The sequence below is a fragment of the Pseudoxanthomonas sp. genome (assembly GCF_051953815.1).
GTDB lineage: Bacteria > Pseudomonadota > Gammaproteobacteria > Xanthomonadales > Xanthomonadaceae > Pseudoxanthomonas_A.
This window is the reverse complement of sequence record NZ_JBQCIJ010000020.1, coordinates 40,788-47,529: the sequence shown is the minus strand read 5'-3', so window position 1 is coordinate 47,529 and position 6,742 is coordinate 40,788. Positions and strand designations below refer to the sequence as shown.

General features: G+C 67.4%; 9 protein-coding genes. 6 read left to right on the top strand and 3 right to left on the bottom strand.

The features are described from left to right. The 6 genes from ACTHN1_RS05250 to ACTHN1_RS05225 all read left to right on the top strand — a co-directional run. A partial coding sequence (locus ACTHN1_RS05250; RefSeq protein ID WP_440469904.1) for an aldehyde dehydrogenase family protein occupies window positions 1–690 on the top strand: 690 nt, incomplete at its 5' end. 121 nt (window positions 691–811) lie between these two features. Then, complete coding sequence (gene adhP, locus ACTHN1_RS05245) at window positions 812–1,840, top strand: alcohol dehydrogenase AdhP (protein ID WP_440469903.1); 1,029 nt, start codon at window positions 812–814, stop codon at window positions 1,838–1,840. A 75-nt stretch (window positions 1,841–1,915) separates the two neighbouring features. After that, window positions 1,916–2,269, top strand: a complete 354-nt coding sequence (locus ACTHN1_RS05240) for a DUF779 domain-containing protein (RefSeq protein ID WP_440469906.1) — start codon at window positions 1,916–1,918, stop codon at window positions 2,267–2,269. Window positions 2,270–2,391: 122 nt separating this feature from the next. Continuing rightward, a complete protein-coding gene (locus ACTHN1_RS05235) occupies window positions 2,392–2,670 on the top strand; it encodes a hypothetical protein (protein ID WP_440469902.1) in 279 nt (92 codons plus the stop codon). 129 nt (window positions 2,671–2,799) lie between these two features. Next, window positions 2,800–3,201: a DUF4124 domain-containing protein gene (locus ACTHN1_RS05230; RefSeq protein WP_440469901.1), complete on the top strand. Its 402-nt coding sequence runs from the start codon at window positions 2,800–2,802 to the stop codon at window positions 3,199–3,201. Between the two features lie 143 nt (window positions 3,202–3,344). Further along, a complete protein-coding gene (locus tag ACTHN1_RS05225) occupies window positions 3,345–4,370 on the top strand; it encodes an NADP-dependent oxidoreductase (RefSeq protein ID WP_440469900.1) in 1,026 nt (341 codons plus the stop codon). Between the two features lie 75 nt (window positions 4,371–4,445). Here ACTHN1_RS05225 and ACTHN1_RS05220 read toward each other — a convergent pair whose 3' ends face one another. From ACTHN1_RS05220 to dkgB, 3 genes are read right to left on the bottom strand one after another with little or no spacing between them, the layout of a single operon-like run. Next, window positions 4,446–4,775 carry a MoaF-related domain-containing protein gene (locus ACTHN1_RS05220; protein WP_440469899.1) on the bottom strand — a complete coding sequence of 110 codons (330 nt, stop codon included), beginning with the start codon at window positions 4,773–4,775 and terminating at the stop codon, window positions 4,446–4,448. Next, complete coding sequence (locus ACTHN1_RS05215; RefSeq protein WP_440469898.1) at window positions 4,772–5,887, bottom strand: alkene reductase; 1,116 nt, start codon at window positions 5,885–5,887, stop codon at window positions 4,772–4,774. The genes ACTHN1_RS05220 and ACTHN1_RS05215 overlap by 4 nt, the downstream gene beginning before the upstream one ends. A 9-nt stretch (window positions 5,888–5,896) precedes the next feature. Then, window positions 5,897–6,700, bottom strand: coding sequence for a 2,5-didehydrogluconate reductase DkgB (gene dkgB / locus ACTHN1_RS05210; protein ID WP_440469897.1), 804 nt, complete (start codon window positions 6,698–6,700; stop codon window positions 5,897–5,899). Between the last annotated feature and the right edge of the window lie 42 nt (window positions 6,701–6,742).

Sequence of the window (6,742 nt, the reverse complement as noted above, 5' to 3'; positions counted from 1 at the left end):
CAGGACGATGCGTATCTCGACAAGGCGCTCGAAGGGTTGGCGATGTTCGCGCTGAACCAGGGCGAAGTGTGCACGTGCCCGTCACGCGTTCTGATCCAGGAATCGATTTATGACCGGTTCATCGAGAAAGCGATCGCGCGTGTCGGCAAGATCAAGGCCGGGCATCCGCTCGATCCGAATACGATGATCGGCGCGCAGGCTTCGCAGCAGCAACTCGACAAGATTCTGTCGTACATCGATATTGGCCGCGAAGAGGGGGCGACGTGTCTGACGGGCGGTGCGCGCACGGCGCCGCTCGCCGAACTCGGGGATGGTTTCTACGTTCAACCGACGATGCTGCTGGGCAACAACAAGATGCGCGTCTTCCAGGAAGAGATCTTCGGGCCGGTCGCTTCGGTGATGACCTTCAAGGACGAGGCGGAGGCGATCGAACTGGCCAACGACACGTTTTATGGCCTGGGCGCCGGCGTTTGGACGCGTAATGGCACGCGCGCCTATCGCATGGGCCGTGAGATCGAGGCGGGCCGCGTCTGGACGAACTGCTATCACTTGTATCCGGCACATGCTGCGTTCGGCGGCTACAAGCAGTCCGGCATCGGCCGCGAAAACCACCGGATGATGCTGGACCACTACCAGCAGACCAAGAACCTGCTGGTCAGCTACTCGCCCAAGGCGCTGGGCTTCTTCTGACCTCCCCGAAGGGCGTCGTCCGACGGACGGCGCCTCCGTACCGGAAACGATTGATTGGAATCAACGAGCGCCGGGAACCATCGCGCTACGGTGGTTCCGGCCCAGAGACAGGAGAGAACACATGGACAAGACGATGAAAGCCGCGGTGGTGCGTGAATTCGGCAAGCCGCTGGCGATTGAAGAGGTCGCCGTGCCGCGTCCGGCGGCGGGCGACGTGCTGGTCAGGATTGAAGCCTGTGGCGTCTGCCACACCGACCTCCATGCCGCCGAGGGCGACTGGCCGGTCAAGCCCAACCCGCCGTTCATTCCGGGCCACGAAGGCGTCGGCCACGTGGTCGCGGTCGGCGCCGGCGTGACCCACGTGAAGGAAGGCGATCGGGTCGGCATTCCCTGGCTGTACTCGGCCTGCGGGCACTGCGAGCACTGCCTGGGTGGCTGGGAAACCTTGTGCGAGCAGCAGCAGAACACCGGCTATTCGGTCAACGGCGGCTTCGCGGAGTACGCGCTGGCCAACGCCGACTACGTGGGGCATCTGCCGAAGGCGATCGGCTTCGTCGAGATCGCGCCCATCCTGTGCGCCGGCGTGACCGTCTACAAGGGCCTGAAGGTCACCGACACCCGTCCGGGCAACTGGGTGGTGATTTCCGGCATCGGTGGATTGGGACACATGGCGGTGCAGTACGCCCGCGCGATGGGCCTGAACGTGGCGGCGGTCGACGTGGACGACGCCAAGCTGGACCTGGCCCGTCGCCTCGGCGCGACGGTCACCGTCAACGCGAAGACCACCGACCCGGTGGCCTACCTGAAGAAGGAAATCGGCGGCGCCCACGGCGCACTGGTCACCGCGGTCTCGCCGAAGGCGTTCGAGCAGGCCATCGGCATGGTCCGGCGCGGCGGCACGGTCTCGCTCAACGGTCTGCCGCCGGGCCAGTTCCCGCTCGACATCTTCGGCATGGTGCTCAACGGCGTGACCGTGCGCGGGTCCATCGTCGGCACCCGCCTGGACCTGCAGGAATCGCTGGACTTCGCCGCGCTGGGCAAGGTGAAGGCCACGGTATCCACGGATCGGCTGGAGAACATCAACCAGGTCTTCCAGCGCATGCACGAGGGCCGTATCGAAGGGCGCGTGGTGCTGGACCTGGCCGCCTGAGCCTGCCTCGCCGACTGGAAGGCACCGCCCGTGACCGAAGCCTCGTCCACCGCGAACACCCCTCCCTTGCAGGTGATGGCGACGCTGCCGGCGTTGCAGCTGATCGAAACGCTGCGCGCCCGGCACGGGCCGGTGTTGTTCCACCAGTCCGGCGGCTGCTGCGATGGCTCCTCGCCGATGTGCTATCCGGTGGGGGAGTTCATCGTCGGCGACCGCGATGTCCGCCTGGGCGAGATCGGCGGCGCCGGTTTCTACATCAGCCCATCGCAGTTCGAATACTGGAAGCACACCCAGCTGATCATCGATGTCGTTCCCGGGCGGGGCGGCATGTTCTCGCTGGAGAACGGCGAGGGCGTCCGCTTCCTGGTGCGTTCGCGACTGTTCAGCGATCAGGAATACCTCGCGCTGGAGCGGGCCGGGCGACTCTGACGTCCGCGCCACGACGACGGTGCTCACCAACGTTCACGGCGCCGGACGAGATAACCAACGATCATTTGTATTTAGTGACGCGTCACGTAATATGCCGCCATCAACGGACAGGAGCTTGCGTGATGCGTGACGAAAAGGATCCCGGCACCCTGGAAATGGTGTTTCCCCGTCGTCGCGGCCGTCCGCCGCTGCATGGCGTGGCGATGACCGCCGCCGAGCGCGCCCGCAACTATCGCGCCAACCGGCGGCACCGGCGGGAGAGTGGAACCCGCGTGCTGCATGTGCAGAGCGATACGACGCTGCTGGACAAGATCCGCGACGCGATCAGCGCCGGACGATCGCCCTCGGTGATCGCACGCCTGGTGGCGGAGCTGGCGGCCCGGTATCCGTCGGCGGACTGAGCGCGTCCGTCGACACCGGCTTGCTCCCCCTGAGGGCGCGCGCGCGGAGGCTGTGGGGCGGTTCGCGACCGGCATCGCGCCAGGGAAAATCCCTGCGTGCTAGGGTGCCACCTCCAGGAGGAGCGTTTCATGATCAGGATGATCGCCGGGTTGCTGCTGGCATGGCCGGCCACCCTTGCCGCACAGCAGTTGCACAAATGCGTGGATGCACGCGGACATGCCAGCTACCAGTCCGCGCCCTGCGAGGCCGGCCAGCGGCAGGTCTGGGTCCGTGATGCGGCACCGGAACCCGTACAGCCAACTCAACTCGTGCGGCCGGCGACGGCACGCCAGGTGGACCCGCCGCCCACGTCACCGCCGCTGGCCTCCGGTCCCGCGTCCGCGCAGCTGCCGGCCTATCCGGCGCGCGAGCCCTCCGCCTGCGAGGCGGCGAAACAGCGGCGCGAATCCACGCTGCGGAAAGTCGGGCTGAAGCGCGATTTCAACCTGCTGCGGCGGCTGGACGACGCGGTCTGGAACGCCTGCAGGTAAGCGCGGCGGAGAGCGGAGGAGACGCGTCCGGTCGGCTCGAAAGGCGGCGACCGCACGGCGATGGAACACAGTTTTCGCGCCCGCCCGGTGTCATCGCCACGGACCGGATGCGATGCTGGCCCGCCGTCCGCGAGCGTTCCCGCATGAGCGAACTTCTCAACACCCGCATCGTCCTGGCGTCCCGCCCGCGCGGAGAACCCGATGCCTCCAACCTGCGCCTGGAACGCGTGCCGATCGCCACGCCCGGACCGGGCCAGGTGCTGCTGCGCAATCGCTATCTTTCACTGGATCCGTACATGCGTGGACGCATGGACGAAGGCCGTTCGTATTCCCCGCCGGTGGCGATCGACGACGTGATGGAAGGGCGCACGGTGGCCGAAGTGCTGGCTTCGGAGCACCCGGGTTTCAGCGTCGGTGACCAGGTCGTGGCCACCGGCGGCTGGCAGACGTACGCGCTGGTGGACGGCGACAGCGTGACCCGCAAGCTCAATCGCCTCGATCTTCCCCTCAGCACCGCCCTGGGCGTCTACGGCATGCCTGGATTCACCGCATACGCCGGCCTGCACGAGATCGGCAAGCCGCAGCCGGGGGAAACGCTAGTCGTGGCCGCGGCCAGCGGACCGGTCGGCGCGACGGTGGGGCAGATCGCGAAGATGCAGGGCGCGCGCACGGTCGGCATCGCAGGTGGCGAAGCCAAGCGCAGCTACCTGGAAAGCCTGGGCTTCGACGTGGCGCTGGACCATCGCGCCGAGAACTTTGCCGATCGCCTGCGCGCCGCCGTCCCCGACGGCATCGATGTCTACTTCGAGAATGTCGGCGGCAAGGTGTTCGACGCCGTCATCCCGCTGCTCAACGATTTCGCGCGCATCCCGGTGTGCGGCACCATCGCCACCTACAACGAGCGCGGCCGCGTGCTGCCGGGCCCCGATCGCCTGCCGGGCTTCTTCAGCCAGATCCTGCGCCAGCGCCTGACCGTGCGCGGATTCATCCAGCGCGATTTCATCCATCTGTTCCCGCGCTTCCTGGAAGACATGGGGCAATGGCTGCGGGACGGCCGCGTGCAGTACCGGGAGGACATCGTCGAGGGACTCGAAAACGCGCCGGAAGCCTTCTTCGGCCTGCTCAAGGGCCGCAACTTCGGCAAGTTGGTGGTGAAGCTGGCCGGGTGACAAAGCCCCGCGGCCGGACGCGGTGGCGCCGACGACGTCTGCCTGTCGTCCGCGCCATCGCGGCAGCGTGTTTCCTCAATCCAGCCGTGCGCGCAGCCGGCCGTCCAGCCGGTGGAACCGCCCGTCCGGCGTGGTGAAGAAGGACAGCGAGGTGCCCCGGTCGAAATCGTCCACATGCACCACGGTCGAGCCGTCGGCTTCCTGCCAGGAAATGGCGAATATCCCTTCGGCCACGCGCGTCCACTGGTAATGCGCTTCGCCCTCGGCGCCACGCAGCGGCCCTTCGGTGATCCGGTAGCGCATCGTCCGGCCGTCGGCGTCGTACTGGTTGATGGCGGCGAGGCCCTCGTAGCGGACTTCGAAACTGCGGCCCGCGAAAGGCGCGGATACGGCGAAACCCTTCATGCGGCGGCTCGCAGGGTGGGGTAGTCGGTGAAGCCGCGCGCATCGCCGCCGAACAGCGTGGCGCGGTCGTGCGGCGCCAGCGGCGCGCCGATGCGCAGGCGCTCCGGCAGGTCCGGATTGGCGACGAAGGGGCGGCCGAATGCAATCAGATCCGCCCAGTCCGCCTCCAGCGCGGCGCGCGCGCGTTCGGCGGTGTACTTGCCGGCATAGATCAGCGTGCCGGGGAACACCGCACGCAGTTGCTGCTTGAACGCGTCGGGCATGTGCGGCGCGTCGTCCCAGTCCGCCTCCGCGATATGGATGTAGCCCACGCCGATCTCGGCCAGCTTTTTCGCGGCCGCGATGTAGGTCGTTTCCGGATCCGCATCGACGCAGCCGTTGAGCGTGGTCAGCGGCGCCAGGCGGATGCCGACGCGCGCGGGATCGCCGGTGGCCTCGACCAGCGCCCGCGAGACCTCGTCCAGGAAGCGCAGGCGGTTGTCCAGCGAACCGCCGTAGGCGTCGCTGCGATGGTTGGCGTTGGAGTCGATGAACTGGTTGACCAGGTAGCCATTGGCGGCATGCAGTTCGACGCCGTCGAAGCCGGCGGCCATCGCGTTGCGCGCGGCCTGGCGGTACTCCTCCACGATGACGCGCACTTCGGCGGTCGACAACGCGCGCGGCGGCGAAGCCTGGACGAAACCGGGCTGGCCGTCGGCCTCGTCCACATAGACCTGGACGCCTTCGGCCTGCAGCGCCGAGGACGACACCGGCGATTGGCCGTCGAGCAGGCGGACGTGGCTCAGGCGCCCGACATGCCAGAGCTGGGCGAAGATGCGTCCGCCGGCGCCATGCACGGCATCGGTGATCGCGCGCCAGCCTTCGATCTGCCCGGGCGTATGGATGCCCGGCGTCCAGGCATAGCCCTTGCCGAGCGGTGAAATCCAGGTGCCCTCGCTGACGATCAGGCCGGCGCTGGCGCGCTGGGCGTAATACTCGGCCATCAGCGCGTTGGGGATGTCGCCGGGCTGGCTGGCGCGGGAGCGGGTCATCGGCGGCATCACGATGCGGTTGGGCAGCGTCAATCCGCCCAGGCTGTGGGAACGGAACAGGGGATCGCGAATCTCGGACATCACGGCGCCTCAGTCCCACGCCGGCGCCAGACCGGCGGGATCCACTTCGCGGCCGTTGCGCTCCAGCGCCGCGATCGCGGCCATGTCCTCGGCGTCCAGCGGCAGATCCCGCGCCAGCAGGTTGCTGGCGAGATTTTCCCGCTTGGTCGATGACGGAATCACCGCGTAGCCCAGCTGCAGCGCCCACGCGAGCGCCACCTGGGCGACGGTGGCCTGGTGCTTGTCGGCGATCCGCGCCAGCACCGGGTCCTTCAGCACCTTGCCGTAGGCCAGGGTCATGTACGAGGTGACGGTGATGCCTTGTTCCTTGAGGAACGTGGCCAGCCTGCGGTTCTGCAGATAGGGACTCAGCTCGATCTGGTTGGTGGCGAGCTCGCCCTTGCCGACCACTTCGATGGCCTGCCGGGTGAGTTCGATGTTGAAGTTGGAGATGCCGATCGCGCGGGTCAGTCCCAGCGCCTTGGCCTCGGCGAGCGCGGCCATGTATTCGGCCAGTTCTACGCCGTTGCCGGGTGCCGGCCAATGGATCAGGGTCAGATCCACGCGATCGGTGCGCAGCTTGTCCAGGCTCTCGCGCAGGCTCGGGACCAGCCGGTCGCGCGCGTAGTTGTCGGTCCAGATCTTGGTGGTGAGGAACAGATCGTCGCGGGCGACGCCGCTCCCGGCGATGGCCTGGCCGACCTCGGCCTCATTGCCGTAGATCTGCGCGGTATCGATGGCGCGGTAGCCGACATCGAGCGCGTTGCGCACCGAATCGATGACGGTCTGGCCGGTCAGGCGGAAGGTGCCGACGCCGAAGGAGGGAAGATTCATGGGAGGCTCCAATGGGTTGGGAAATACGACGAAAAAAACGGG

Coding starts and splice junctions, on each gene's coding strand:
- adhP (WP_440469903.1), top strand. CDS start 812: ATGGACAAGACGATGAAAGCCGCGGTGGTGCGTGAATTCGGCAAGCCG.
- ACTHN1_RS05235 (WP_440469902.1), top strand. CDS start 2,392: ATGCGTGACGAAAAGGATCCCGGCACCCTGGAAATGGTGTTTCCCCGT.
- ACTHN1_RS05230 (WP_440469901.1), top strand. CDS start 2,800: ATGATCAGGATGATCGCCGGGTTGCTGCTGGCATGGCCGGCCACCCTT.
- ACTHN1_RS05220 (WP_440469899.1), bottom strand. CDS start 4,775: ATGAAGGGTTTCGCCGTATCCGCGCCTTTCGCGGGCCGCAGTTTCGAA.
- ACTHN1_RS05225 (WP_440469900.1), top strand. CDS start 3,345: ATGAGCGAACTTCTCAACACCCGCATCGTCCTGGCGTCCCGCCCGCGC.
- dkgB (WP_440469897.1), bottom strand. CDS start 6,700: ATGAATCTTCCCTCCTTCGGCGTCGGCACCTTCCGCCTGACCGGCCAG.
- ACTHN1_RS05240 (WP_440469906.1), top strand. CDS start 1,916: ATGGCGACGCTGCCGGCGTTGCAGCTGATCGAAACGCTGCGCGCCCGG.
- ACTHN1_RS05215 (WP_440469898.1), bottom strand. CDS start 5,887: ATGTCCGAGATTCGCGATCCCCTGTTCCGTTCCCACAGCCTGGGCGGA.